The organism is Pseudodonghicola sp. (assembly GCF_048268305.1).
In the GTDB taxonomy this organism is placed as follows: domain Bacteria; phylum Pseudomonadota; class Alphaproteobacteria; order Rhodobacterales; family Rhodobacteraceae; genus Pseudodonghicola.
The window spans coordinates 273702-300096 of the sequence record NZ_JBLWVT010000006.1; the positions used below are offsets into that span (position 1 = coordinate 273702).

Genomic DNA, 26395 nt, shown 5'->3' on the forward strand with positions numbered 1-26395 from the left:
TAGAAAAAGGCTGAAGAGCTGCGCGAGCCGGGCGCGCGCTTTGGCGGTTGCCAGCCGGGCGCGCCACGGGCAAGCTCGGCGCATTGCTCCAACGCTGTTGCCCTGATGAAACGCCTTGCCCTCGCCTGCCTTCTGACCCTGCTGCCCGCCGCCCTGGGCGCCGCGCCTTGCGGCAATTCCGGCGCCGGCTTCACCGCCTGGAAGACCGCTTTCGCGACCGAGGCGCGCCGCGCCGGGGTGGGCGCGCGCGGCCTGCAGGCGCTGGCACAGGCCGGCTATGCCAGCCGCACCATCGCCGCAGACCGCAACCAGAAGAGCTTTCGCTACAGCCTGGAGAAATTCATGGAGCTGCGCGGCGCCAATGCCATCGTCGCCGAGGGACGCAAGCGCAAGGCGCGCAACCCGGCCTTCTATGCGGCGCTGGAACGGACCTATGGCGTGCCCGCCGGGGTGCTGATCACCCTCCACGGCATGGAAACCGGTTTCGGGCGCTTCATGGGCGACAGCCCGGTGGTCTCGGCGATCACCACGCTCGCCTATGATTGCCGGCGATCCGATTTCTTCACCCCGCATGCAATTGCCGCGCTGACCCTGGTTGACCGGGGCGAGATCACCGCCGCCACCCTGGGCGCCCGGCATGGTGAACTGGGACATACCCAGTTCCTGCCCGGAAATGCGCTGGCCTATGGGGTGGACGGCAATGGCGACGGACGGATCGACTTTTATGACATCTCCGACGCGCTGGCCTCGACCGCGAATTTCCTGCGCCAGAAGGGGTGGCAGCCCGGCCGCGGCTATCAGCCGGGAGAGCCCAATTTCGCGGTGATCGGCCAGTGGAACGCGGCCAGCGTCTATCAGCAGGCAATCGCCCTGATGGCGGCGCGGATTGATGGCTGAGGCCACAGTTTCGCCACATTCCCCGCAGTGCAACCACAGGTTTACCCGGCGTTTTCAGGCCTGCCTCACAGCGGTTCCAGCCCGGTCCCTTCGCGCCGCTGCCCCGGACTCCTCCGGTTTCGGACATATTTCCTCCGCAATTCCCCAATAATTTTACTAAAGAAGCGAAGACAACGGAGGTCTCCCGCTGTGCAACAGAACTGCCGGTATCACGGCGGATTGGTCTTTTTCGAAGCCCCCGATGGCGCGCTGGATCGACTGAGCCAGATCGCCGCGGCGACTTTCGGAGACTACCGCCAGCCGGTTGAACGGCAAAGCCGGCTGCCCGACGGCCGGCTGCGGATCGTGACCGCCGGCTATGGGTTGACGCTGCGCCTCGACCCGCAGCCCTATGCCGGCGCCCTGGTCCACCCCAGCCCCGAGTTGCAGGCGCTGATCCACAAGGTGGCGCTGAAACGGATAACGCTTGAGCTTTGCCCGGTCTCGGGGACAGGCGAGGATGTCGAGATCTCGGAACAGCTGCTGGTGATGATGCTCTATCGCATGTGCGAGACCTATCCGGCGCATCAGATCGAATGGATGGATCCCGAGATCCAGGTGGGCGTCGAGGATTTCCTCGGCGTCTTCGCCTCTGCCTGGCCGCGTCGGGTCGCGGCGCGCCGGTTGCGCTATAGCCCCAAGGCGCAGCTTTTCGAACCGGTGGACAAGATGGCCGGCAACCTGTCGCAGCAGGCCGAGACGTTGCAGAACCAGCTCCTCGCCAGTGTCGAGGACGGCCTGCCGCCGCTGAGCCCCGAAGAGGCGCTGGCGATGGCCTTTCGCGCCGGGCCGGGCGTGGCGATCGGACGGCCACCGCAACCCACCGAAGTTCAGCGGCTGGCGGCCTGGGGGCTGACGGCGCTCCTGGTCTTCGTGTCGCTGCCGGTGGCGGCCGGGCTGGCGATCCTCAACCTGCTCCGGGGAGAGGATGTTCGGCTGACCTCCCAGGTCGCGGCCCTGACCGCCGGCTGCATCTCGCTGACCAGCTCGGGCCTGCTGGCCGACGTCGTCTCCCGCCTGCCGGGGTGATGCCTCAGCGCCTCAGTCGGCGATCGGCTGCGGCCAAGTCTCGGGCGGCATATCGGCGCGGGCGACGACAAAGGTATGCACGCTGAACACCACCGCCCGGGTTTCCGGCAACCGCCGCACGGTCTGACGCTCGCTGCGGAAATAGCCATTCCCCGGCGCCGTCCGATGCGGTCGGCGATCGCGCTCCAGCCGCGGCTGGAACAATTCGGGATCATTGTACCAAAGAGCGTTGAACCGCCAAAGCGGCCGATCCACCTGGACCCCGTCGAACAAACGCTGCACCCGGGCGGCGATATTGTCGTCGTAATCCGGCACCGGCACGTGAATGCGCGTCAGTGGCGTCATGAACTTTTCAGCCAATGTCCAGCTCGCCGGAAAGCACAGGACCGCCGCGGTCAACACATGTTCGTCACAGCCTTCGGGGCGTTGCAGGATCAGGAAATCCTCCTGCGCCAACCGCCCGATGGTCCCCATCGGATCGTCGCGGTCGATCGGCACCACCACCGCATCCGGACGGGTGACAGTCTCCGCGCCGGCCCCGGCCTCGGGATAGGCGGTCGCCAACAGCAGCTCCAGCAGCTCCAGCGCCGCGGCCCGGGCGCCGTCGTCCAGCACGATCACCGCCTCGCGCCGTGTCGCCACCAATTCATCCCGCCGCGCCATCTGGCCGGCAAAGGCGTCATCCCGGATCAGCCATTCCGCCACCGGCAGCGGCTGGATGCCCGGCAGGCGGCGCAGGCTGGTGACGTCATAGGGAATTTTCTTCTGCAGAATCTCGCTCATACCACCGCCATAGCAGCCCGACTCGGCGCTGTCGGCGAAAAACATGTCGCACCGCCTCAGGGGGCGAGAAAAATCCGCCCCAAAAGACCGTGGTGATCAGAGCCCAGGCGGCCAAGCACGGTGATGCGCCCCTCGCCGCCGGTGGCGAGGATATGGTCGATCCCCACCCCCAGCCCGCCATGCGGAAGGGAGAAGGTCGCCGCCTCGCGGCCGATCCTCTGCGTGTCGCTCGCCCGGGCGATCCGGGCCACGCCTTCGGACCAGGCGACATTGTTGAAATCGCCGCCGATCACCTTGGCGCCCGACATCTCGTGCAGCAGCGGCTCGATCAGGCCGATCTGTCCCGGCTGTGGAAACGGCCAGGGCCAGCGCAGATGGATCGAGATCGCCCAGATCATCCCCCAGGGCGCCTGCACCTGCATCGCCGCCAACCCCGGACCGCAGATCGCGCTGCCCGGCACCATCGGCCAGTGCGACAGCACCGCCGGCCCGCCGACCTCGCGATAATCACAGAAGTTCTGCGCCGGGAACTCCTCCCGCAGCGCCGTCAGCACCGCTTGATTGGGGCGCGAGACCTCCTGGACCGTGACCACATCCGGGCGGCGGGCGCGGATATCGGCGACCACCAGATCGGGTGTGGCGAGACGGAACAGCAAATTCTTCTGATAGAGCACAACCTCATGCGCGCCGACCGAAGGCTCCACCTCCGGGCGCCAGAGCGCCCAGAATCGCGGCGCCACCACCGCCGCCATCAACGCGACCAGCGGCAAAACGCCCCAGAGCGGCCGCCGCAGGAGCAGCAGCAGCAGGATCACCATCAGCGCCAGCGGCACCCGGAACACCGTCCAGGCATCCAAGGCCGGATGCAGCGCGCCGCCATATCCCAAGACCACCGCCACCACACCGGCCCCCGCCAATGCCGTTCCGATCCCACGCAAGATCCGCATCCCGCCTGCTCCTTCCGCTCGCCAAGGGTTGATAACCCCGCCGTAAGTGCCCAGCCTTAGGGGAACCGACCGAAAGGACCGCCCATGCCCTCAGAACGCATCACCTTCCCCGGCCATACCGGCGCTGAGCTTGCCGCCCGGCTTGATCTGCCCGAGGGACCGCCGCTGGCCACTGCGCTTTTCGCGCATTGTTTTACCTGTTCCAAGGATATTCCCGCCGCCCGGCGGATTGCCGCGCGACTGGCGGCCATGGGCATCGCGGTGCTGCGCTTCGATTTCACCGGCCTCGGCCATTCCGCGGGCGAGTTCGCCAATGCCGGCTTCAGCTCGAACGTCGCGGATCTGAAGGCCGCCGCCGCTTACCTGGCCTCGCGCGGACTGGCGCCGCAGCTTCTGATCGGCCATTCCCTGGGCGGGGCGGCGGCGATCCTCGCCGCGCCGGACCTGGCCTCGGTCACGGCGGTGGTGACGCTGGGGGCGCCATACGATCCCGAACACATCACCCATCTGATCCGCGACGCCCTGCCCGAAATTCGCCAAAAAGGCGAGGCAGAGGTTGAACTTGACGGGCGAAGCTTTCGCATCACCCGAAGCTTCATCGAGGATATCCAGGCCAGCAAGCTTGACGCGGCGCTGCATCGGATGAAGGCGGCGCTCTTGGTCATGCATGCGCCGCTGGACGATGTGGTCGGCATCGACAACGCGACCCGGATCTTCCTCGCCAAGAAACATCCCAAGAGCTTCGTCACCCTCGATACCGCCGATCACATGATCAGCCGCCCCGAGGATGCCGAATATGCCGCCGAGGTGATCGCCGCCTGGTCGAGCCGCTATCTGGGTCTTCACGCCCCCGCCGCCCCGACGGGCACCCCCGAAGGGATCGTGCGGGTGACCGAGGCCGCCCCTGACGGCTTCCTGCAGGATGTGCAATCCGGCCCCGATCACCATCTGCTGGCCGACGAGCCGCTGTCGGTCGGGGGCAGCAACCGGGGCCTGTCGCCCTATGGGCTGATCGCCGCCGGTCTCGGCGCCTGCACCTCGATGACGATCCGCATGTACGCCCGTCGCAAGGGCTGGCCACTCGCGGGCGTCAGCGTCGATATCTCCCATGCCAAGGTGCATGCCGAGGATGCCGCCAGCGGCCAGCCGGCGCAGATCGACCGCTTTACCCGGGTGCTGCGCCTGACCGGCGATCTGGACGAGGCCCAGCGCGCAAAGCTGGTCGAGATCGCCGACAAATGCCCGGTGCACCGCACCCTCACCCATGGCGCGGCGGTGGAGACCACCCTGGCCCCCGCCGAGGGCTGAGAGCCCGGCCCCCTCTGCCCGGCGATGCCCCGCCGGGCAGAGGTGCTCACGCGCCGCCCCCTTCGACCTGGCGGCAAATATCCCGGGGGAGGCTCCGCAGGAGACGGGGGCAGAGCCCCCATGGCCCAGCCTGCCGCTTGTCGCGGCGGCGCCATCGGTTTATGACGCGGCCATACCGTCCCCGCACGAAAAGGTCACGCTGCCCATGATCCCCCGCTATTCCCGCCCTGAAATGGTCGCCATCTGGTCGCCCGAGACCAAGTTCAAGATCTGGTACGAGATCGAGGCCCATGCCTGCGACGCCCAGGCCGCGCTGGGGGTGATCCCGAAGGAGAATGCCGAGGCGGTCTGGAAGGCCAAGGATGTCGCATTCGACGTCGCCCGCATCGACGAGATCGAGGCGGTGACCAAGCACGATGTGATCGCCTTCCTGACCCATCTGGCCGAACATGTGGGGAGTGAAGAGGCCCGCTTCGTGCATCAGGGCATGACCTCTTCCGACGTGCTCGACACCACCCTGAACGTGCAGCTGGTGCGCGCCACCGACATCTTGCTGGCCGATCTCGACAAGGTGCTCGCCGCGCTCAAGACCCGCGCGCTCGAGCACAAATACACCGTGCGCGTCGGCCGCTCCCACGGCATCCATGCCGAGCCCACCACCATGGGGCTGACCTTCGCGCGCTTCTATGCCGAGATGGACCGCAACAAGAACCGGCTGGAAAAGGCCAAATGGGAAATTGCCACCGGCGCCATCTCGGGCGCGGTCGGCACCTTCGCCAATATCGACCCGGCGGTCGAGGAACATGTCTGCGAGAAGATGGGGCTGCGCCCCGAGCCGATCTCGACCCAGGTGATCCCGCGCGACCGCCACGCGATGTTCTTCGCCACCCTCGGCGTCATCGCCTCCTCGATCGAGAACGTCGCCATCGAGATCCGCCACATGCAGCGCACCGAAGTGCTGGAAGGCGCCGAATTCTTCTCCATGGGGCAAAAGGGCTCCTCGGCGATGCCGCACAAGAAGAACCCGGTGCTGACCGAAAACCTCACCGGCCTCGCCCGCCTGGTGCGCATGGCGGTGATCCCGGCGATGGAGAACGTGGCGCTCTGGCATGAACGCGACATCTCGCACTCCTCGGTCGAACGCGGCATCGGCCCGGATGCGACGATCACGCTCGACTTCGCGCTGAACCGGCTTGCGGGCGTGGTCGAGAAGATGTTGATTTTCCCCGACAACATGTTGGATAACATGAACAAGTTCCCGGGCCTCGTAATGTCGCAGCGGGTGCTTCTGGCGCTGACCCAGGCCGGCGTATCGCGCGAGGATGCCTATACGATGGTGCAGCGCAACGCGCTCAAGGTCTGGGAGGATCGCGTCGATTTCCGCGAACAGCTGCTGGCTGACAAGGATGTCGTCGCGGCCCTGGGCGTCGACGGGATCAACGCGAAGTTCGACATGGAATACCACACCAAGCACGTCGACACGATCTTCAAGCGCGTCTTCGGCGAATAAGCCAAGCCGGTCATCCGGCACGCAAACCGCGCCCCGGCCCCGCCCGGCGGCGCGGTTTTTCTTTGGGGACGGGCCAAGATGGGTTACCTTAGGTCATGTGACCAGTTTCGACAGGAGTTTCCCAGATGATGATCAAGACCGCACTTGCCAGCCTTGCGCTTTGTCTCCTCCCTGCGCTGTCTTTCGCAAGCTGTGCCGCCCATGAGCAGGCGCAAAGCTGCGCGGCGGGCACGACCTGGGACGCCGCCAAGTCGGCCTGCGTCCCGAAGGCCAACAGCTAGGCCATTTCGCCCTGCGTGCAGGCAGCCGGGACAGCGTCGCGCCCCGGAGGCGGTGGATTTGTGATCGCAGCATCTATTGTCTGATGGACAGGAGCGCGGCTTCCCGCCTATCACCTCAGGCATGATCGCCGTTTCGCCCCCTTCGGCCGCCTCGCGCGCGCCCTGCCGCCCTGCCCCGTCTCCGGCCAGAGCTGGCCTCGCATGACGCCCGCCGAGACGCTGCGCGTGCGCAACCGCGCCATCCTGCTGATGATCGGCGCAACGCTGTTTTTCTCGCTGATGGACGCCAGCGCCAAGGCGGTGGCGCCGCGGATCGGCGTGCTGGGCGGGCTCTGGGCACGCTACGCCGGGCAGATGATCTTCGTGCTGATCCTGGTGGCGCCTCGCGTCCACCTGGTGGCGCGAACCCGCTACCCGGTGCAGCAGATCCTGCGCTCCTGCCTGCTGATGGGCGCGACGATCTTCTATTTCAGCGCCCTGAGCGTGCTGCCGCTGAACGCCGCGGCGCCGCTGATGAACACCAACCCGGTGCTGATCACCCTGGGCGCCGCCCTGTTTCTGGGCGAAAAGCTGGGGCCGCGCCGGATTGCCGGGATCGCCGCCGCGATGGTCGGCGCGATGATCATCATCCGCCCCGGCGGCGAGATCTTCAACATGTCCGCCCTGCTGCCGCTCGGCGCCGCCTGCTGCTATTCCGGCTACGCGTTGCTGACCCGCCGGCTTGGCCCCGACGAGGATCCCTGGACCTCGCTCTTCTACACCGGCGTGGTGGGAACGCTGGTCTTCAGCCTGCTGATCCCGTTTCACTGGCAAACCCCGGACCTGACCGCCTGGATGCTGATCGGGGCGATCACCTGTTTCGGCACCTTCGGCCAGTTGTTGCTGATCCGCGCCTTTTCCTCGGGCGAGGCCGCCATGCTGGCGCCCTATGCCTATTGCGGGCTGATCTTCGCCACGATCTGGGGGGTGGTGCTGTTCGGAGAGCGGCCCGATATCTGGACGCTGTGCGGCACGCTTGTGATCGCCGGGGCCGGGCTCTATGTGTGGCATCGCGAAACCTATCGCAGCTAACCAGACCGAAGCCGACCACATATGCCTGCAGATCCCTCGACCCTCACCGCCTCAGAGCGCGCGCAATACTACGTCTCGAACCTGTTTCTGCGCGGGGTGATCGGGGTTGTGCGGCTGATCCCCTATCGCTGGCGCATCCCGACGATGGGCTGGCTGGTCAGCCGGGTGGCGCCTTTGGTCGGCTGGACCAAGCGGATCCGCGACAACCTGAAGCTGGTCATGCCCGATCTGCCCGAGGCCGAGGTGGCGCGGCTGTGCCGGGCCGTGCCCGACAACGTGGGTCGGGCGGCGATGGAATTCTATTCCGGCCGGGCCTTTGCCGAACGCGCGCGCCGCGCGCCGCTCAAGGGCCCCGGTGTTCCCCTGTTCGAGGCCGCCCGCGCCGAGGGGCGGCCGGTGATCCTGATCACCGGGCATTTCGGCAATTACGACGCCGCCCGCGCCAATCTGATCGGCCGCGGCCACCCGCTGGGCGCGCTCTATCGCCGAATGGCCAACCCCTATTTCAACGACCATTACGTCAAGGCGATGCTCAGCGTCGGCACCCCGATGTTCGAACAGGGCCGCCGCGGCATGATGGAGATGGTGCGCTATCTCAAGGGCGGCGGCGTCATCGCCATCGTCAGCGACCTGCATGCCCATGGCGGCGAGAATATCGACTTTTTCGGCGAACCCGCCGTCACCTCGCTGGTGCCGGCCGAGCTGGCGCTCAAGTACAACGCCGCGCTGATCCCGACCTATGCGATCCGCCGCCCCAACGGGCTGGATTTCGACATCGTGATGCACGATCCGATCCGCCACAGCGATCCGGTCACCATGATGCAGGCGGTCAACGACGATCTGGAAACCTTGGTGCGCGACCATATGGAACAGTGGTTCTGGATCCACCGCCGCTGGAAGCCCTATCTGCCGGAACGCGCCGAACAGGCCGCCGCCGCCGCCGACGAGGCCGCCCAGCCCAAGGGCTGATCCATCCGCCCCGATCGTTACTGGCGGCTCACCCGCGCGGCGCCGACGATCGGCCCGAACCCTTCGCGCTGCACCAGCACCGCCCCCGGCCGATCGCCATCCAGCACGCCCTGAAAGCTCGCCTCGGAAGTGCCGTCCCAGCGGCCCAGGATCTGCCAGCCGTCGACCACATTGACGTAATCGAGACTTTGCCCGGCGTTCTCGCCCCGGGCGATCTGCACGTGATGCACCGGGGTATAACGCACCAGTTGCACGTCATAGACGCCGGGGGGCAGCATGATCGGCCGCAGCCGCACCTGCACCGCGCCGGCGCTCGCCTCGGCGGTGATCGCCAGTTGCGCCGGCCGGTGCATATGGCCCATGATCAGCTCGGCCAGATCCATCGCATGGGCGCCGACGACATCCTCCTGCCCCATCACGATGATCTGCGGGGTATAGATCATCTTGCGCCCCGCAGTCCGGGCATAGCCCTTCTGCCGCGCGGTGAAGAGCGGTTCGGCAAAGGTGTCTTCCCAGCCGATGTAATCCCAGTAATCCACATGCAGCGCCAGCGGCAGCACATCCTCGCGCCCGGTGAGCTGCTGCAACAGCCTGTCGGCCGGCGGACAGGACGAACACCCCTGGGAGGTAAAGAGTTCCACCACCACGGGTCCGCTCTTCTCCTGCGCGCTCAAAGGCGCGGCAAAAGCAATCAAGAACGCGATCAGACTCGCGGTAAAGCGTATCATTGGCTCAGCAATTCCCCCTGTCGCTCTGTTAAGATGTAGCCATGCCGACGCGCAAGAACCAATCAATGTTTCTTGAAACCGCTGCGAGCTGGACGGCAGATCGAAAAAACTGTGTGCAATGGTATACAAAAACGCCGCAGCCCCGATGATCACTATTGAATGCCAGGGCCTCCTGATGCAGAACGCAGCCAGCGAATTCCCGTTTTCCACGACTCTCTGAGGGAGGCCAGAATGCCTATCACCGTCGGACAGGATACAGCCAAGACACGCAAGACGCTGAGCGTGAACGGTCAATCCATTTCTTATTACTCGATCCCCGCGGCGACCGAAGCCGGCCTGGGCGATTTCTCGAAGCTGCCGGCTTCGCTGAAGGTCGTTCTGGAAAACATGCTGCGGTTCGAAGACGGCGGCTTCACCGTCTCGGTCGATGACATCAAAGCCTTCGCCGAATGGGCGCAAAAAGGCGGCAAGAACCCGCGCGAGATCGCCTATCGCCCGGCCCGCGTGCTGATGCAGGACTTCACCGGCGTTCCCGCCGTGGTCGACCTCGCCGCCATGCGCGACGGCATCAAGGCCCTTGGCGGCGACGCCGAGAAGATCAACCCGCTGGTTCCCGTCGACCTGGTCATCGACCACTCGGTCATGATCGACGAATTCGGCAACCCGCGCGCCTTCCAGAAGAACGTGGACCTGGAATACGAGCGCAACATGGAGCGCTACCAGTTCCTGAAATGGGGCCAGGGCGCCTTTGAAAACTTCCGCGTGGTCCCGCCCGGCACCGGCATCTGCCACCAGGTGAACCTGGAATACCTGGCCCAGACCGTCTGGACCGACAAGGACCAGAACGGCGACATGGTCGCCTATCCCGACACTCTGGTCGGCACCGACAGCCACACCACCATGGTGAACGGCGCTGCCGTTCTGGGCTGGGGTGTGGGTGGCATCGAGGCCGAGGCCGCGATGCTGGGCCAGCCGATCTCGATGCTGATCCCCGAGGTCGTGGGCTTCAAGCTGACCGGCAAGATGGTCGAAGGCACCACCGGCACCGACCTGGTGCTGAAGGTCGTCGAAATGCTGCGCAAGCACGGCGTGGTCGGCAAATTCGTCGAATTCTACGGCCCGGGCCTCGACAACCTGCCGCTGGCGCAACGCGCCACCATCGCCAACATGGCCCCCGAATACGGCGCCACCTGCGGCTTCTTCCCGGTCGACGCCGAAACCCTGCGTTACCTGCGCCAGACCGGCCGCGACGAGGACCGTATCGCCCTGGTCGAAGCCTATGCCAAGGAAAACGGCTTCTGGCGCGCCGCCGATTACGCGCCGGTCTATTCCTCGACGCTGGAACTCGACATGGGCTCCATCGTGCCGGCGATCTCCGGCCCGAAACGCCCGCAGGACTATCTGCCGCTGACCACCGCCTCGCGTGCCTTCACGAAGGTCGTCGCCGACTACCGTGGCATCGACATCTCCGCCGCCGCCTCGGACATGGTCGAGGAAGGCAATGTCAACACCAAGCCGGTCGACATCTGCAAATCCGCCGCCGTCGATGGCGAGGACTACAAACTGCACGACGGCTCGGTGGTGATCGCCTCGATCACCTCCTGCACCAACACCTCGAACCCCTATGTACTGATCGGTGCCGGTCTGGTGGCGCGCAAGGCGCGCGCGCTGGGTCTGAACCGCAAGCCCTGGGTCAAGACCTCGCTGGCGCCGGGCTCGCAAGTGGTTCAGGAATACCTGGCCGCGGCCAACCTGCAGGACGATCTGGACGCCATCGGCTTCAACATCGTCGGTTTCGGCTGCACCACCTGCATCGGCAACTCCGGCCCGCTGCAACCGGAAATCTCGAAGGCGATCAACGACAACGATCTGATCGCCACCGCGGTGCTCTCGGGCAACCGCAACTTCGAAGGCCGGATCAGCCCCGATGTGCGCGCCAACTACCTGGCCTCGCCGCCGCTGGTGGTCGCCTATGCGCTGGCCGGTGACATGAACATCGACCTGACCACCGAACCGCTGGCGCAGACGCCGGAGGGCAAGGACGTCTATCTCAAGGACATCTGGCCGACCGACGCCGAAATCGCCGAGCTGGTGGAAAAGGTCGTCACCCGCGAGGCGTTCCAGGCGAAATACGCCGACGTCTTCAAGGGCGACGAGAAATGGCAGGGCGTGGAGACCTCGGAAGGGGAAACCTACGATTGGCCGGCACAGTCGACCTATATCCAGAACCCGCCCTACTTCCGCGGCATGTCCAAAGAACCGGGCGTGATCTCGAACATCACCTCGGCCCGCGTGCTGGCCGTGCTGGGCGACATGATCACCACCGACCACATCAGCCCCGCGGGCTCGTTCAAGCCGACCACCCCGGCCGGCAAGTACCTGACCGAGCGCCAGGTCGCGCCGAAGGACTTCAACAGCTACGGCTCGCGCCGCGGCAACCACGAAGTCATGATGCGCGGCACCTTCGCCAACATCCGCATCAAGAACGAGATGCTGGATGGTGTCGAGGGCGGCTATACCAAGGGCCCGAATGGTGAACAGACGACGATCTTCGACGCCTCGATGGAATATCAGGCGGCGGGCACGCCCCTGGTGATCTTCGGCGGCATCGAATACGGCGCCGGCTCCTCGCGGGACTGGGCGGCCAAGGGCACCAACCTCTTGGGCGTCAAGGGCGTGATCGCCGAGAGCTTTGAGCGGATCCACCGCTCGAACCTGATCGGCATGGGCGTCATTCCCTTCGAGTTCACCGCCGGCGACACCCGCAAGACGCTGGGCCTGACCGGCGACGAGGTGGTCACCATCGAAGGTCTCGAAGGCGACATCAAACCGCTGAGCTTGGTGCCCTGCACCATCGAGTACAAGGACGGCACCACCAAGACGATCCAGCTCAAGGCCCGGATCGATACCGAGGTGGAGATCGAATACCTGAAGAACGGCGGCGTGCTGCACTACGTGCTGCGCAACCTGGCCAAGTCGTAAGACCGGCCCGACAGGTCAGAAACAGGAAAGCCCCGCCATCTCGCGGGGCTTTTCACGTTCTGGGGCGCTGAGGTCTTCTTCTCGGCGCAAATACGGTCGGGGGTGAATTGGGCCAAAGGCCCAAGAGGGGGCAGACAGCCCCCTGTCCCTCTCCCCCTCAGCGCGCCGCCAGCTCCGCCTGCGCGCGGGTCTCATACTCCATGATCGGCACGGTGCCGACCTGCGCCACCACCCGCGCCACCCAGTCACGCACCACAGGCACATCCGGGGTGTACTCCGGCGCCGCCCATTGGAAGGCCGAGGCCATGATCAGATCTGCGATGGTGAAGCGATCCCCAAGCAGGAAGGGTGCCTCCCCCAACCCCGCCGCAATCTGCGCGCCGACCTCCGTCAGGCCGCGGAAGGTGGCGGTCATGGCCGGATGGTCCACCCCGGCCATGCTGCAGACCAGCGCCGGCTCCACCACGCCGCCGTAATAGACCATCCAGGACAGCAGCGCGCCGCGCCCGGGCTGCCCCGGTGCCACCCCAAGCGGATAGCCGAAAATCTCGTCGAGATAGAGCATGATGGCGGCGGATTCGCGCACCGCCTCACCGCTGTCGGTGATCAGATAGGGCACCTTGCCCTCGGGATGCGGATTGGCGGCATCGCGCGCGCCCGAGCCATCCAGGCGCGGAATGGTGACAAGGCGGATATCGACAGCATCGAGCTTGTCCATCAGCATCAGCTGGGTAATGACCCGGGTCGAACGGCTCATCGGGGAATGATAGAGGATCGGCATCGTCGTTTTCCTTGGCTAGTGTCGATGCCCCGGATATGGCAGATTCCTCCTGACAGAATCCGTCAAGAGCGATCCGTGATGCTGGCCCCATGGCAAAATCCGACCGTCTGTTCCGTCTGCTGCATCTGATCCGGGGCCTCAGCCCGCCGGTCACCGCCGCACGGCTGGCCGCGGCAATGGAGGTCTCGGAGCGCACCATCTACCGCGATATCGAGGCGCTGCGCGCGGCCGGCGCCCGGATCGAGGGGGCGGCGGGCCTGGGCTATACGATGACCGAGGATCCGGCGCTGCCGCCGCAAACCTTCACCCAGCTCGAGATCGAGGCGCTGGTGCTCGGCCTCTCCGAGGTCGAGGCGCGCGGCGATGCGGCCCTGGCCGGCGCCGCCGCCGACGCGCTGATCAAGATCACCGCCACCCTGCCCGAACGCCAGCAAAGGCAGGCGGTGCAGGCGATCAACCTGGTGCACCGCTTCGCCCAGCCCGCCGCCGCCGCCGTCGACATGACCCTCCTGCGCGAGGCAAGCTGGGCCGAGGAGGCGCTGGAGATCACCTATCGGGACAATGCCGGCGCGATCACCACGCGGTGCATCTACCCGCTGGCGCTGGCCTATCTCGACAATGTGGTGATGCTGCTGAGCTGGTGCTGCCTCAGGCAGGACTTCCGCCAGTTCAAGATCGGCTCGATCCTCGACGCCCGGCGCAGCGGCGACAGCTTCCGGCCGCGCCGGGTGCCGCTGCTGCGGCAGTTCGTGGCCCGGCTGCGCGCCCGGCACCACGAGATGGCACAGCGCGACTGACACCGTGGATCGCCGCCGTGAATGCCTCCGGGCGCCTCCGGCGGGCGCATTGGGAGCGAGCAAACTGAATGAGAAAGGCCGCATTGGTGACCGGTGGCGCGACAGGAGCCGGGCGCACCATCGTCGAGGATCTGGCCCGCGATCGCGCGGAGGCCTTCACCTGCCCCCCGCCCAGGGTGCGGCCGGGGCGCGATCTGGTGCGGGACGAGGCGGCCGAGGCGGCGGTCCCCGAAACGCTGGCGCGCAACGGGCGCTCCTGGATCTGAACCTGCTGCGCAGGGCAAGCTGACCGAGGAGGTGCCGGAGATCACCTATCGCGACAATCACGGTGTCGATATCTATCCGCTGGCGCCGGCCTATCTGGATCCCGTGGTGGCGCTGCCGTCTCGGACAGGACTTTCGCCAGTTCAAGGTCACCTCGATCCGTGCTGCCAGGCGCTGCGGCGAAAGCTTCCGACCCCGCCGGGTGCCGCTCTTGCGCGACTTCGTGGTCCGGCTGCGGGCGGGCCGTCAACCCGATGGCTGACGGCCCTGCTTCTTCTCGGCAGAAATACGGTCGGGGGTGAATTGGGCCAAAGGCCCAAGAGGGGGCAGACAGCCCCCTGTCCCCGCCCGTCGCCAGATGGAGCATTGACAGCCAGGCACCAAGTCGAAACGCTCGCCGCGACGGCGCTGCACGGGGAGAGACAGGATGCGGAAAGTGGCACTGGTAACCGGCGGCGCCAGGGGGATCGGCCGCGCCATTGTCGAGGATCTGGCGCAGGATCATGCCCTGGCCTTCACCTGGCACAGCACCCCGCCCTCTGCGCTGCAGGAGAACTGCCCCGAGGCGGTGGCGATCCGCGCCGATCTGGCCGAGGATGCCGCGGCCGAGGCGGTGGTGGCGCAGACGCTGGCCCGCTTCGGCCGGATCGACGTGATCATCAACAATGCCGGCGTGGTGGCCAGCACCCCGAAGGAGCATATCGACCGCGCCGCGCAACGGGCGCTCCTTGATGTGAACCTGCTGGCCCCGGTCGCGCTGCTGGCCGCCGCCCTGCCGCATCTGCAGCCGGGGGCGGCGATCGTCAGCATCTCCTCGGTCAATGCGGAGCTGCCGCCGCGCGACGCCGCGCTCTATGGCGCCAGCAAGGCGGCGCTGAACCTCTGGACCCGGGCGATGGCAAAGGAGTTGGGACCGCAGGGCATCCGCGTCAACGCGGTGGCGCCGGGGCCGGTCAATACCCCCGAGGCGCCGCGCGATGCGGAGCTGACCGCGGCCCTCGTCGCGCTGACGGCGCTTGGCCGGATCGGCCGGCCTGAGGATATCGCCAGGGCGGTGCGCTTTCTGGTCTCGGAGGCCTCAGCCTTCATCACCGGAGAGGTCCTGACCGTCTCCGGCGGGTATCGGCTCTGATCCGCTGGTGGCCTCGGCGGATTTCTCCGCCTTCTTCAGCAGCGGACGCAGCTTCTCGGCGATCACCCGCTGGGTGATCGGGCCGGCAAAGCGCATCAGGATGGTACCCTCGCCGTCGATCACATAGGTCTCGGGCACGCCATAGACCCCCCAGTCCAGCGCCATCTTGCCCTCGGGATCGCGGCCGAGCGCGGCATAGGGATCGCCCAGCTCCCTGAGGAACTTGACGGCGTTCGAGGTCTCGTCCTTGTAGTTCACCCCCAGCACCTCCACCCCTTCGGCGGCCAGCGCCGAGAGGTTGGGATGCTCGACCCGGCAGGGGGCGCACCAGCTGGCCCAGAAATTGACCAGCTTCACCCCCGAGGTCCTGAGCCGGGCGTCGTCGAAACTTTCGTGGCCGGGAAATTCGCTCAGCACCACCGGCGGCGCGCTTTGCCCCTCGCGGGCCGAGGGCAGCGCCTCGGGGTCGTCGCGGAACATGCCGACGGCGGCGAGCGCCACGAAGCCGGCGAAGATCACCGGCGGGATCAGCATGATCGGGGAAACCCTAGCCATCGCGGCGCATCCTTTTCTCAAGCGCATCCATCTCGGCCCGGACCCTGCGGCCGCGCCAGAGGCTGATCGCCACCAGCCCGATCAGCAGCAGGATCGAGGCGGCATAGGCCGACAGCACCGTATCGGCGTATTTTCCAAGATCAGGCATCAGGCCCCCGCCCTTTCGCGCGCTTCCAGCGCCCGGATGCGGCGGGCGCGGATTTCGGTGCCGGTCCGATAGAAGACCAGCGCGATGAACAGCAGCACAAAGCCCGCGATGCAGACCAGCAGCGGGATGTAGAAGACATTCGCCACATTCTCTTTCTTGTCGAGGCTGAGAGAGGCGCCCTGATGCAGCCCCTGATTCCAGAAGTTCACCGCATAGCGGCTGAGCAGCGCGAAGACCGAACCGACGAGGCAAAGGACCGAGGTCAGATCGGCCGCCGTATCCGGATCCTCGATCGCCGACCACAGCGCCATATAGCCGAGGTAGAACAGGAACAGGATCAGAAAGGAGGTCAGCCGCGGATCCCAGGCCCACCAGGTGCCCCACATCGGTTGGCCCCAGATGGCACCGGTGACCAGGGCGATCACCGTCATGGTGGCCCCCACCGGCGCCGCCGCGCGGGCTGCCAGCGCACTGACGTGGTGGCGGCGGATCAACCAGATCAGCGAGGTGACCAGCATCATCAGCCAGCCATTGATTGCCATCAGGGCAGCCGGCACATGCAGATAGATGATCTTGACGGTGGCCCCCTGGCGGTAATCGTCAGGGGTGAAGAAGAACCCCCAGATCAGCCCGACGATCAGACAGCCCGCCGACAGGGTCCAGAGCCAGGGTATCATCCGCTCGGTCACCGCCAGGAATTTTCTGGGGTTGGCATAGGACCACAGGCTGTTCAGTTTCTCGCTCGCCGACATGATGCTTCTCTAGCCCCTCCTCCGGTCCGGCTCAACTCACAACACATTCAGCGCAGATTGACACGCAGCACCGCAGCGCTGGCGAAGGGCAGCAGCGCGATCGCCCCGGCGCTGATGCCGGCCAGCAACAAAAGCGGGGTGGTCAGCTGCAACCCCAGCGCGCCGCGGCGGGCGACCTCGGCTCCGAAGATCAGGCTGGGCACATAGAGCGGCAGCACCAGAAGCGACAGCAGCAGCCCGCCGCGTTTCAGCCCCACGGTCAGCGCCGCGCCGAAGGTGCCCAGCACCGAGAGCGCCGGGGTGCCGAGCGCCAGCGAGATCAGCAGCCACAGATATCCCTGCGGCGCCAGGTTCAAAAGCACCCCCAGAAGCGGCGCCACCAGCACCAGCGGCAGACCGGTGGTCAGCCAATGGGCCAGAGCCTTGACGCTCACCACCGCCTCGAGCGGCAGCGGCGCGGTGGCCAGCAGGTCGAGCGTGCCATCCTCCCAGTCCAGCGCGAAGATACGATCGAGCGACAGCAGGCAGGCCAGCAGCGCGCCGAGCCAGAGGATGCCCGGCGCGATGGAGGACAGGAGCGCGGTTTCGGGGCCGACGCCGAAGGGCACCAGAATGGTGACGATCAGGAAAAAAGCCAGCCCCAGGCCAAAGCCGCCGCCCGCCCGCACCGCCAGCCGCAAATCCCTGAGCAGAAGCGCGATCACAAAAAGGCCTCGTCGAATTCGTCGGTGACCGGGGCGAGCACCGCCTTGAACGGAGCGAGGTCCAGCACCGCGGCCTCGGAGAGGCCGAGGTCGATATGGGTGGCGATCAGCGCCAGGCCGCCCCAGGCCAGATGGGCGCGCACCGCCTCGGCAAACAGCCCCACCGCATGGGTATCGAGCGAGACGGTGGGTTCGTCCAGCACCCAGACCGGCCGTCTCGTCACCAGGAGCCGCGCCAGCCCGAGCCGGCGCTTTTGCCCGGCCGAGAGGCTGCCGGCGGCGCGATGGGCCAATGCGCCCAGCTCGAAGGCGTCAAGCGCCGGGGCGATGTCGCCGGCGCCGAAGACCGATCCCCAGAAGCGCAGGTTCTCCGCAACGGTCAGGGTCGGTTTCAGCCCGTCGGCATGGGCGGCATAGGCGACGCGATCCTCCGCCCCCTCGATCCGGCCCGCGACCGGAGGCTGCAGCCCGGCCAGCGTGCGCAACAGCGTGGTCTTGCCGATGCCGTTCGGCCCGCGCAGGATCAGCGCCCGGCCAGGCTCCAGCACGAAGCTGAGCCCGGAGAGCACCGGCAGCCCGCCCCGGGCCACGGTCAGATCGGAAACACGCAAATCCATGACGCTCCGCTTAGCCGATTGCGCCCGTTCGAGAAAGACGCTTTGCGGCGCTGCCGCGTCGCAGCCGATGGCTCAGACCGGCAGCAGCGCCATGGCGATGCGGCGGCCTTCGGACAGGAGCACGTTGTAGGTGCGGCAGGCGGCGGGCGAGGCCATGGCCTCGACCCCAATCCCCGCCTCTTCCAGCGGCGCGCGCAGGGCGTCTGGAATATGACCGATCTCGGCGCCGGTGCCGATAAAGATCACGTCGACCTCGGCGGCGAGCGCGATAAGCGGGGCGCGGTCGTCATAGCCGCCCCAGGCGGTGGTGCCCTTCGGCCCGGTCAGCACCGCGCCGTGAAAGACCGTCCCGCCGATGCGGAAGAACCCCGGGCCATAGCCGTCGATCGGATTCGAGTCGTTATAGACAACTTCGGTGACACGCATGTGCTGTTCCCCAGAGTTAGCCCCAGATCGGCAGCCCGGTCAGGGCGGATCCGGCGATGATGGTATAGGCGGCGGTGCGATAGGTCTTTTCCAGCCCGGGCCGGAACATCTGCCCGCCGACCACGTTGCCCGCCAGATTGGGCAGCCCCAGCACGAGCCCCAGCCAGACCGGAACGCCGCTCAGCAGCCCCTGCCAGGCCAGAAAGCCGATCAGCAGGATGTTGTAGAGAAAGAGATAGGACAGCGTCGAGGCACGGACAACCGGCGCCGGATTCGGGCTCGCCATATAGAGCAGGATCACCGGCGGCCCCGGCAGGCCGGCGGCCCCGCCCAGAAAGCCCGACATGCCGCCGGTGCCGAAGATCAGCCCCGGCCCCAGCCGGCCGTGATAGCGCAGTCCGGCGATCAGGCAGGTCAGCATCGCCAGCGCCAGGAAGGAGACCCCGAAGCGAAAGACCTCGGGAGCCACCGCCTGCAGGACCCAGAGCCCCAGCGGCAACCCAAGAACCGTGGCGATCAACATCCGCAGCAGATCGCGCCGGTCGGCCTGGCGCAGCGCCCCGGGCAGGTTCGGCAGCGGGCCGAAGGCATCCATCAGCGCCACGGTGACGATGGCCCAGACCGGCGGCAGCACCAGGGCCGCCACCGGCATGAAGACCAGCGCGGTGCCAAAACCGGAAAAACCGCGCACGGTGCCGGCCAGAAAGGCGGCCAACACCAGCCAGCCAAGCCCCGGCGTCGCCAGGGCCTGAGCCAGCGCCTCAGGCATCAATATTGGCGAATTGATTGCCACCGGTCTTCGGGTCGGGCTTGGACCAGTCGCGCTTGACGCCAAGGAACAGAACGATGGTCGAGGCCACGAAGATCGACGAATAGGTGCCGACCACCACGCCCCAGGTCATCGCGAAGACGAAGCCGCGGATCACGTCGCCGCCCAAGACGAGAAGCGCGATCAGCGCCAGCAGCGTGGTGAGCGAGGTCATCAGCGTCCGGCTCAGGGTTTCGTTGATCGACAGGTTCAGCAATTCGGCCAGCGGCATCTGCTTGTACTTGCGCAGGTTTTCCCGCACCCGGTCGAATACGACCACGGTATCGTTCAGCGAATAGCCGACGATGGTCAGCAGCGCCGCGATGATCGACAGGTCGAACTTGATCTGCAGCTCGGAAAAGATGCCGATGGTGAGCAGCACGTCGTGGATCAGCGCGATCACCGCGCCCATGGCGAATTGCCATTCGAAGCGCAGCCAGATGTAGATCAGCACCGCCCCGATCGCCAGCGCGACCGCCAAAAACGCGGTCTGGATCAGCTCGCCCGAGACCTTGGGCCCGACGGATTCGACCGAGACGAACTTGATGTCCGGCGCCACGCCCTTCAGCGCCGCCTCGACCTTTTCGATCATCGCGGCCGAGACCGCCTCTTGCTCGTCCTGCGCCTGGATGCGGATCATCGCCACATGCTGATCGGCGCGGAAGTTGGGATCGAAGACTTCGGAGATCAGCACATCGCCCAACCCCAGCGGGTTGAGCGCGTCACGATAGACGCCGACATCCACGGCCTGGGGGCTTTCGGTGCGGATGGTCGTGCCGCCCCGGAAGTCGATGCCGTAGTTCAGCCCCTGCATCAGGAAGGAGGCGAGGGCAATCACCATCATGGTGCCGGAGAACCCCAGCCACAGCTTCCAGTGCTTGAAAAAGTTGAAGGCGGTATGATCGGGAACCAGTCGCAGTCGCATCTTACACCTCGATCGTTTTGGGCCGGCGGCGATCATACCACGAGGAGATCAGCAGCCGGGTGACGTAGATGGCCGTGAAGACCGAGGTGATCAGCCCCAGCCCCAGCGTGATGGCAAAGCCACGCACCGGGCCGGAGCCGATGGCGAACAGGATCACGGCGGTGATGAAAGTGGTGATATTGGCGTCGAGAATGGCGCTCAGCGCTTTCTCATAGCCAAGCTCGATCGCCCGCGCCGGGCCCTTGGCTGTCTTCAGCTCCTCGCGGATACGTTCGAAGATCAGCACATTCGCGTCGACCGCCATGCCGACCGTCAGCACGATGCCGGCGATGCCGGGCAACGTCAGGGTCGCCCCCACCAGGGACAGGAACCCGAACAAAAGGGTGACGTTCAGGATCAGTGCGATATTGGCGAAGATGCCGAACAGCCCATAGGCCGCGGTCATGAAGATCAGCACCCCGGCAAAGGCCACGCCCGTCGCCAGCTTGCCGGCGTCGATGCTGTCCTGGCCGAGTTCCGGGCCGATGGTGCGTTCTTCGAGGAAATCGAGCCCCGCAGGCAGGGCGCCGGCGCGCAGCAGCACCGCCAGATTGGTGCTTTCCTCGACGGTGAAATTCCCGGTGATGATGCCCGAACCGCCGGCGATATGGGCCTGGATCACCGGAGCGCTGATCACCTCGTTATCCAGCACGATGGCGAAGGGGCTGCCGATATTGTCGCGGGTGTAATCGCCGAACTTGCGCGCGCCCGAGGTATTGAAGCGGAAGCTGACCGCCGGACGACCGTTCTGATCGAAGCTCGGCTGTGCGTCCACCAGGTCCTCGCCGGTGACGACCGGCACGGATTCGATGGTGTAATAGACGCCCTTTTCAGTCTGAGCCGGCACGATCTTGTTGCCGACGCCCGGGGCGGCGTCCGGATTGGTGCCACGGCTGACCACCGGGTTGAAGGTCAGTTGCGCCGTGGTGCCGATCACCGCCTTCAGCTCGGCGGCGCTGCCGATGCCCGGCACCTGGATCAGGATGCGGTCGGTGCCCTGGCGCTGGATGGTGGGTTCACGGGTGCCGACCTCGTCGATGCGGCGGCGGATGATCTCCAGCGACTGGCGCACGGTGCGGTCGTCGGTGGCAAGCTTTTCGGCCTCCGACAGCTTGACGGTGATCTCGTCGCCCTGGCCCGAGGCCACGATATCGGTCGAGCCGACGCCAGACAGCGACTGGATCGGCCGCGACAGGCCGCGCACGATCTCCAGCGCCTTGGCCATGCCCTCGGGCTGGCTGATGCGGATCCGCAGCTCGTCATCCGGCGAGGGTTGCAGCCGGATGGTGCCGACGGCGGCGCGCTCGTTGCGCAGCGCGTCGCGGATTTCCGGCCAGAGCGCCTCCATCCGGGACTTGTAGACATCGGCGACCCGGACCTCGGCCAGCAGATGGGCGCCGCCCCGCAGGTCGAGCCCGAGGTTGACCAGATCGGAGGGCAGATAGGACGGCCAGCGCGCCGCCTGCGCCTCAAGCTCGGGGGTGGCGCCGGTCTTCTCGATCGCGGCGCGGGCGTCATTGGCCTGCTCGACCCGGGTATAGAAGGCGTTGGGCAGGGAGAGGATGATGCCGGCTGCGCAGACAGCCCAGATCAGCACCCGTTTCCAAAGTTCGAATTGCATCATAACCCGGCCTTTTCAGTGGGGTCGAAAAGCAGGATGCGACGAGAGCCGCAAGGCCCCCGCGCGCACAGGCGATTGCGGCGATTACTTCGCCGGCTCGGTCTTGCTCAGAACCTGGGCGATGGTCGACTTGACCACCCGCACGCGGACGTTCTCGGCGATCTCAAGCTCGATCTCGCCGTCTTCCTTGACCTTGGAGACCTTGCCGATCATCCCGCCCTGGGTGACGACCTGATCGCCCCGGCGCAGCGCCTCGACCATGGCCTGATGCTGTTTGACCTTCTTCTGCTGGGGACGGATCAGCAGCAGATACATGATCGCGAAGATCAGGATGAGCGGGAGAAACTGGGCGATTGCGCCACCTTGCATGGGGTGTTCCTTCTAACCGGAAAAGGCGGGGGCCAGCCCCGCGGATTGCCGGGAACCTATGTCGGGAGAGGGTCCATTGCAAGGCGGCGTATGTCACTGCTGCGGCGGCGTCACACGACATTTGCGTGAGGCGGGGAAAAGCGGTTGCAATCCGGGGCTTTGGATCGGTTTGCCTCGCCTCCATCGTCTCGCCAGCCGCCGCCGGACACCGGCACGGGCCTCAGCGCGGCGCCGCCACGAAACGCTTGGTCGCGCCGCCCCGACACGGCATGCTGCGCCGAACCGCAACCGGAGCGCGACATGAGCGATCAGACCACCACCCTGCCGATCCCGCCGGATGTCTTCTGGGCCATCGCCGGGATCGGCGGGCTTGCCCTGCTGACACTGGTGATCTTCGGCGCGATGGTCCCCGCCGGCTCCAACTCTGTCGCCCCATTGGAGCGGTTGAAGGACCGGCTGGGGCTCGCCAGCCTGAACTCCGGCCTGTTCCTGATCGTGCTCACGTTCTGGGGCGCGCTTTTCCTGACCCTCACGGTGGGGCTGATCTGGCTGATCTGGGATCTGATCTGGATGGGCATCCCCGACGATCCCGGCGGGGTCTGGGGCTTTTCCATCGCCCGCATCGCCGGACTGACGGCCACCCTGGGGGCAGTGGTGGCCCTGCCCTTCACGCTGATCAAGGTGCGGATGACTGGAGAACAAACTCGGACGGCACAGGAGGGGTTGATTACTGACCGGATCAACAAGGCGGTTGAGGGGCTGGGGGCGGAAAAAATCATCCATTTCCGCGGTCGAGTAGTATACTGGAAAAATAAAAATGGCGATCTAGAACTGAGAGACGGATTTACGCAATATTGGGGAGATGGTCCAGATATCAAACACCGTCTTCCTAGCTACATGCGCGGAATGAGCGAAGACGAAATGGACCAGCACCTACAGTTTGGCGACTGGACAAACATTTCAAAAACCGTACCGAACTTAGAAATCCGCATCGGCGCAATCTATGCCTTGGAACGCATCGCGCAGGACAGTGATCGGGACCACGTGCAGGTCATAGAAATCCTCTGCGCGTATATTCGCGAAAATTCACCAGCCCAAACGGGAGCTCGAAGCCCACATGAAATTTCCGAAAAATTGGCTGAAGGCACCGAGCACGGACCAGGGCTGAATCCAGAACAGATATACCTTCACCCTGACTATCGGGAAGCTAACACCGGAGGCTGGACCCCGCTCGAACTAAACGATGAAACACTCGATCATTGGGCAAGTTCCTTGCCAAGAATCCGACAGGACATTCAAACCGCCCTGTCAGTTTTGGGACGAAGGCCGGAGAAGGGTATTCAACTGGAACGTAATAGGAATCCAAAGGCCTTTCGCTTGGATTTGTCACATTCGAATCTGCAAAGAGCAAATCTGTCGGACTGCAACTTCACAAACGCTATTTTTATAGGAAGTTGCTTCGAGGGAGCCTATTGTGCCCGAGCTGATTTCTCCGGCGCTAGCTTCAAGAACTCAAAGCTCTGGGCGACAGTCTTCGAAAACGCTACATTTCGAGAATGCTATTTCCGTGGAAACCCTGGTTTCCTCAAAATACTTCTCGAAAATCAAGTTTCAGGCAGCTTGGTGAGAGACACCGACCTAACGGAGCAAAATATTTCAGCGGAGAAACTTCATACAATCCTCTGTGACTGCAGCGTCAAAAGCACAGAAGAACAAGAACAGCCACATTGGATCACCACGCCGTTGCCTTGGGGAGAACTAAAGAGGCGATGGCATGACTGGGCACGTAGAAACAACTGTAGCGCCTACTGACGTTCGTTCCCGTTAGATCAACTAAGACTTTGCACTAAGGCGAAGCCAATGCCCCCCTACCCCTCAGGGGCGACATGTTGCATAAGGCCCCCACGATTCACACCTTCCGAGGGAGCCTCCCCATGCATGACATCCGTGCCATCCGCGAGAACCCGCAGGCCTTTGACGCCGCGCTTGCACGCCGGGGAGTCTCGGCCCTCTCGTCGGAACTCCTGACGCTGGACGAGGCGCGGCGCGCCAAGATCCTGGCGGCCGAGACCGCGCAGGCGGATCAGAACAAGGCCGCCAAGGCCATCGGCGCCGCCAAGGCCAAGGGCAACGAGGCCGAATTCGAACGGCTGCGCGCCGAGGTGGCCGACAAGAAATCCGAAGTCGCCGCCATGCAGGCCGAGGCCAAGGAGCTCGACACCCGGCTGACCGAGATGCTGGCCGGCATCCCCAACCTGCCCTATGACGACATCCCCGATGGCGAAGATGAGGCCGACAATGTGGAAATCCACCGCTGGGGCACGCCGAAGACCTTCGCGTTCAAACCGAAGGAGCATTACGAGCTGTCGGGCGTGATCCCGGGCATGGATTTCGAGACCGCCGCGAAACTCTCGGGCGCGCGTTTCGTCGTGCTGAGGGGCGCGGTGGCACGTATCCACCGGGCCTTGGCGCAGTTCATGCTGAACACCCATGTCGACGAAAACGGCCTGACCGAGATGAACACCCCGGTTCTGGTCCGCGAAGAGGCGATGTATGGCACCGGCCAATTGCCGAAATTCGGCGAGGACAGCTATCTGATGCGGGAAGGGCTGTGGCTGATCCCGACTTCGGAGGTGACGCTCACCAATACGGTCGCCGGTGAAATCCTCGACGAGGCCGCCCTGCCCCGTCGGATGACCTCGCACACGCTCTGCTTCCGCTCGGAAGCCGGCTCCGCCGGCAAGGACACCGCCGGCATGCTGCGCCAGCACCAGTTCGAGAAGGTCGAGATGGTGTCGATCACCAAGCCCGACGAGAGCGACGCCGAACAGCAACGCATGCTGCGCTGCGCCGAGGGGATTCTTGAGAAACTGGGCATCCCCTATCGCACCATCGTGCTCTGCACCGGCGACATGGGCTTCGGCGCGCGGCGCACCTTCGATATCGAGGCCTGGCTGCCCGGGCAGGACACCTATCGCGAGATTTCCAGTGTCTCGACCTGCGGCGATTTCCAGGCGCGGCGGATGAACGCGCGGTTCCGCCCCGAGGGCGGCGGCAAGCCCGAGTTCGTGCATACGCTGAACGGCTCGGGCCTGGCGGTCGGGCGCTGCCTGATCGCGGTGCTGGAGAACGGCCAGAACGAAGACGGCTCGGTCACCCTGCCCGAGGTGCTGGTCCCCTATCTGGGCGGCAAGCTGACGCTGACCGCCACGGGCGAGCTGGCCTGATCAACGACGCCGGGCGGCAAACCGTCCGGCGCCGCACCCATATGCGTCAGCCCTTGGCCTTGGCCGCCTTCTTCTCGGCCTTGGCTTCCTTTTCCTTCTTCTTGGCCTTCTTGGCCTTTTTCTTCGCCTTCTTCTCGGCCGCCTCAAAGGCCTTGGCCAGCGCCTCGGCCTTTTTCAGGGCCTTGGCGGCCTTGGCGCGCACCTTTGCCTTCTTCAGCGCCCCCGGCTCATCCCCGGCCACGATCGTGGCCGGCGGCAATGGCACGTCTGGGACTGCGGGCGCCCCAGCCATGGCAGCGGCCGCCGGCTTGGCCCGCTTCTCGGCCTTGCGCAGACTGTCCGATCGCGGCTTGCGCTTGACCGCTCCGGCGCGACCACGCGCGGCACGAAGCTTGAGACCGGGGGCCGGCGCAACCACATGCGGCTTGCCCGCCTCTGCCTCGGGCGCCGGTGCGCTCTCCACCTTGCCGATCAGCGCCTTGGCCGCCTTGATCATGTCTTTCGCCAGGGGAAGGCCAATGCCGTTGATCGCGGCCAGTTCTTCAGGGCGGGCCTTTGCCAGCGCCTCCACCGACGTATAGCCGTTGCCGGCCAGCACGGCCGCCCGGGCCGGGCCAATCCCGCGTATGTCGGTCAGTTTGCTCATCTATCCTCCTTCCGGGATACGAACTCACGCGTCCCGTTCG

General features: G+C 65.6%; 28 protein-coding genes. 13 read left to right on the top strand and 15 right to left on the bottom strand.

Features of this window, described 5'->3' with window-relative positions:
• Positions 1-105 precede the first annotated feature (105 nt).
• Together ACN0V4_RS13415 and ACN0V4_RS13420 are read left to right on the top strand one after the other, a co-directional pair.
• Entirely contained in the window at positions 106-897 is a 792-nt protein-coding gene (locus ACN0V4_RS13415) for a lytic murein transglycosylase (protein ID WP_417676879.1), read from the top strand.
• 189 nt (positions 898-1086) lie between these two features.
• Positions 1087-1965, top strand: coding sequence for a hypothetical protein (locus ACN0V4_RS13420; RefSeq protein ID WP_417676881.1), 879 nt, complete (start codon positions 1087-1089; stop codon positions 1963-1965).
• A gap of 12 nt (positions 1966-1977) precedes the next feature.
• On the opposite strand, the gene ACN0V4_RS13425 is transcribed toward ACN0V4_RS13420, so the two are convergent.
• Entirely contained in the window at positions 1978-2748 is a 771-nt protein-coding gene (locus tag ACN0V4_RS13425) for a heme-dependent oxidative N-demethylase family protein (protein WP_417676995.1), read from the bottom strand.
• A 56-nt stretch (positions 2749-2804) separates the two neighbouring features.
• Positions 2805-3695, bottom strand: a complete 891-nt coding sequence (locus tag ACN0V4_RS13430; protein WP_417676883.1) for an endonuclease/exonuclease/phosphatase family protein — start codon at positions 3693-3695, stop codon at positions 2805-2807.
• Between the two features lie 84 nt (positions 3696-3779).
• Between ACN0V4_RS13430 and ACN0V4_RS13435 the strand changes: the two genes are divergently transcribed.
• The 5 genes from ACN0V4_RS13435 (at position 3780) to ACN0V4_RS13455 (ending at position 8834) form a co-directional block, all read left to right on the top strand.
• Entirely contained in the window at positions 3780-5003 is a 1224-nt protein-coding gene (locus tag ACN0V4_RS13435) for an alpha/beta fold hydrolase (RefSeq protein WP_417676885.1), read from the top strand.
• Positions 5004-5208: 205 nt separating this feature from the next.
• Positions 5209-6513: an adenylosuccinate lyase gene (purB, locus tag ACN0V4_RS13440; protein ID WP_417676887.1), complete on the top strand. Its 1305-nt coding sequence runs from the start codon at positions 5209-5211 to the stop codon at positions 6511-6513.
• A 125-nt stretch (positions 6514-6638) separates the two neighbouring features.
• Positions 6639-6794 (top strand): hypothetical protein, encoded by a 156-nt coding sequence (locus tag ACN0V4_RS13445; RefSeq protein WP_417676889.1) that lies wholly within the window; start codon positions 6639-6641, stop codon positions 6792-6794.
• Between the two features lie 201 nt (positions 6795-6995).
• Entirely contained in the window at positions 6996-7865 is an 870-nt protein-coding gene (locus tag ACN0V4_RS13450) for a DMT family transporter (protein ID WP_417676891.1), read from the top strand.
• A 21-nt stretch (positions 7866-7886) separates the two neighbouring features.
• On the top strand, positions 7887-8834 hold the full coding sequence (locus tag ACN0V4_RS13455) for a lysophospholipid acyltransferase family protein (RefSeq protein ID WP_417676893.1): 948 nt from the start codon (positions 7887-7889) through the stop codon (positions 8832-8834).
• A 17-nt stretch (positions 8835-8851) separates the two neighbouring features.
• Here the strand turns inward: ACN0V4_RS13455 and ACN0V4_RS13460 are convergent, their stop codons facing one another.
• On the bottom strand, positions 8852-9481 hold the full coding sequence (locus ACN0V4_RS13460; protein WP_417676895.1) for a DUF1223 domain-containing protein: 630 nt from the start codon (positions 9479-9481) through the stop codon (positions 8852-8854).
• Between the two features lie 312 nt (positions 9482-9793).
• Here ACN0V4_RS13460 and acnA point away from each other — a divergent pair, with 312 nt between their 5' ends.
• Positions 9794-12544: an aconitate hydratase AcnA gene (acnA, locus tag ACN0V4_RS13465; protein WP_417676897.1), complete on the top strand. Its 2751-nt coding sequence runs from the start codon at positions 9794-9796 to the stop codon at positions 12542-12544.
• 157 nt (positions 12545-12701) lie between these two features.
• On the opposite strand, the gene ACN0V4_RS13470 is transcribed toward acnA, so the two are convergent.
• Complete coding sequence (locus ACN0V4_RS13470; protein ID WP_417676899.1) at positions 12702-13325, bottom strand: glutathione S-transferase family protein; 624 nt, start codon at positions 13323-13325, stop codon at positions 12702-12704.
• Positions 13326-13414: 89 nt separating this feature from the next.
• Between ACN0V4_RS13470 and ACN0V4_RS13475 the strand changes: the two genes are divergently transcribed.
• The 3 genes from ACN0V4_RS13475 to ACN0V4_RS13485 all read left to right on the top strand — a co-directional run bounded on the left by ACN0V4_RS13475 (position 13415) and on the right by ACN0V4_RS13485 (position 15518).
• Complete coding sequence (locus ACN0V4_RS13475; protein ID WP_417676901.1) at positions 13415-14122, top strand: helix-turn-helix transcriptional regulator; 708 nt, start codon at positions 13415-13417, stop codon at positions 14120-14122.
• Positions 14123-14190: 68 nt separating this feature from the next.
• Entirely contained in the window at positions 14191-14388 is a 198-nt protein-coding gene (locus ACN0V4_RS13480) for a hypothetical protein (protein WP_417676903.1), read from the top strand.
• Between the two features lie 425 nt (positions 14389-14813).
• On the top strand, positions 14814-15518 hold the full coding sequence (locus ACN0V4_RS13485; protein ID WP_417676905.1) for an SDR family NAD(P)-dependent oxidoreductase: 705 nt from the start codon (positions 14814-14816) through the stop codon (positions 15516-15518).
• On the opposite strand, the gene ACN0V4_RS13490 is transcribed toward ACN0V4_RS13485, so the two are convergent.
• The 10 genes from ACN0V4_RS13490 to yajC all read right to left on the bottom strand — a co-directional run bounded on the left by ACN0V4_RS13490 (position 15465) and on the right by yajC (position 22482).
• A complete protein-coding gene (locus ACN0V4_RS13490) occupies positions 15465-16073 on the bottom strand; it encodes a DsbE family thiol:disulfide interchange protein (RefSeq protein ID WP_417676907.1) in 609 nt (202 codons plus the stop codon). The two genes, ACN0V4_RS13485 and ACN0V4_RS13490, sit on opposite strands and share 54 nt — an antisense overlap.
• Positions 16066-16221: a heme exporter protein CcmD gene (gene ccmD, locus ACN0V4_RS13495; RefSeq protein WP_417676909.1), complete on the bottom strand. Its 156-nt coding sequence runs from the start codon at positions 16219-16221 to the stop codon at positions 16066-16068. Before ccmD ends, ACN0V4_RS13490 begins: the two co-directional genes overlap by 8 nt.
• Positions 16221-16973: a heme ABC transporter permease gene (locus tag ACN0V4_RS13500; protein WP_417676911.1), complete on the bottom strand. Its 753-nt coding sequence runs from the start codon at positions 16971-16973 to the stop codon at positions 16221-16223. Before ACN0V4_RS13500 ends, ccmD begins: the two co-directional genes overlap by 1 nt.
• Before the next feature lie 47 nt (positions 16974-17020).
• Positions 17021-17677, bottom strand: coding sequence for a heme exporter protein CcmB (gene ccmB, locus ACN0V4_RS13505; RefSeq protein WP_417676913.1), 657 nt, complete (start codon positions 17675-17677; stop codon positions 17021-17023).
• Complete coding sequence (gene ccmA, locus ACN0V4_RS13510; RefSeq protein WP_417676915.1) at positions 17674-18294, bottom strand: heme ABC exporter ATP-binding protein CcmA; 621 nt, start codon at positions 18292-18294, stop codon at positions 17674-17676. The genes ccmB and ccmA overlap by 4 nt, the downstream gene beginning before the upstream one ends.
• A 72-nt stretch (positions 18295-18366) precedes the next feature.
• A complete protein-coding gene (locus ACN0V4_RS13515) occupies positions 18367-18720 on the bottom strand; it encodes an Mth938-like domain-containing protein (RefSeq protein ID WP_417676917.1) in 354 nt (117 codons plus the stop codon).
• A gap of 16 nt (positions 18721-18736) precedes the next feature.
• Positions 18737-19489, bottom strand: a complete 753-nt coding sequence (locus ACN0V4_RS13520; protein ID WP_417676919.1) for a sulfite exporter TauE/SafE family protein — start codon at positions 19487-19489, stop codon at positions 18737-18739.
• Positions 19482-20453 (bottom strand): protein translocase subunit SecF, encoded by a 972-nt coding sequence (secF, locus tag ACN0V4_RS13525; RefSeq protein WP_417676920.1) that lies wholly within the window; start codon positions 20451-20453, stop codon positions 19482-19484. The genes ACN0V4_RS13520 and secF overlap by 8 nt, the downstream gene beginning before the upstream one ends.
• Position 20454: 1 nt before the next feature.
• Complete coding sequence (gene secD / locus ACN0V4_RS13530) at positions 20455-22116, bottom strand: protein translocase subunit SecD (RefSeq protein WP_417676922.1); 1662 nt, start codon at positions 22114-22116, stop codon at positions 20455-20457.
• 81 nt (positions 22117-22197) lie between these two features.
• Entirely contained in the window at positions 22198-22482 is a 285-nt protein-coding gene (yajC, locus tag ACN0V4_RS13535) for a preprotein translocase subunit YajC (RefSeq protein WP_417676924.1), read from the bottom strand.
• 300 nt (positions 22483-22782) lie between these two features.
• Between yajC and ACN0V4_RS13540 the strand changes: the two genes are divergently transcribed.
• Positions 22783-24294, top strand: coding sequence for a pentapeptide repeat-containing protein (locus tag ACN0V4_RS13540; protein WP_417676926.1), 1512 nt, complete (start codon positions 22783-22785; stop codon positions 24292-24294).
• 122 nt (positions 24295-24416) lie between these two features.
• Positions 24417-25709, top strand: coding sequence for a serine--tRNA ligase (gene serS / locus ACN0V4_RS13545; protein ID WP_417676928.1), 1293 nt, complete (start codon positions 24417-24419; stop codon positions 25707-25709).
• A 46-nt stretch (positions 25710-25755) separates the two neighbouring features.
• On the opposite strand, the gene ACN0V4_RS13550 is transcribed toward serS, so the two are convergent.
• A complete protein-coding gene (locus ACN0V4_RS13550) occupies positions 25756-26355 on the bottom strand; it encodes a helix-hairpin-helix domain-containing protein (RefSeq protein ID WP_417676930.1) in 600 nt (199 codons plus the stop codon).
• Positions 26356-26395: the final 40 nt, after the last annotated feature.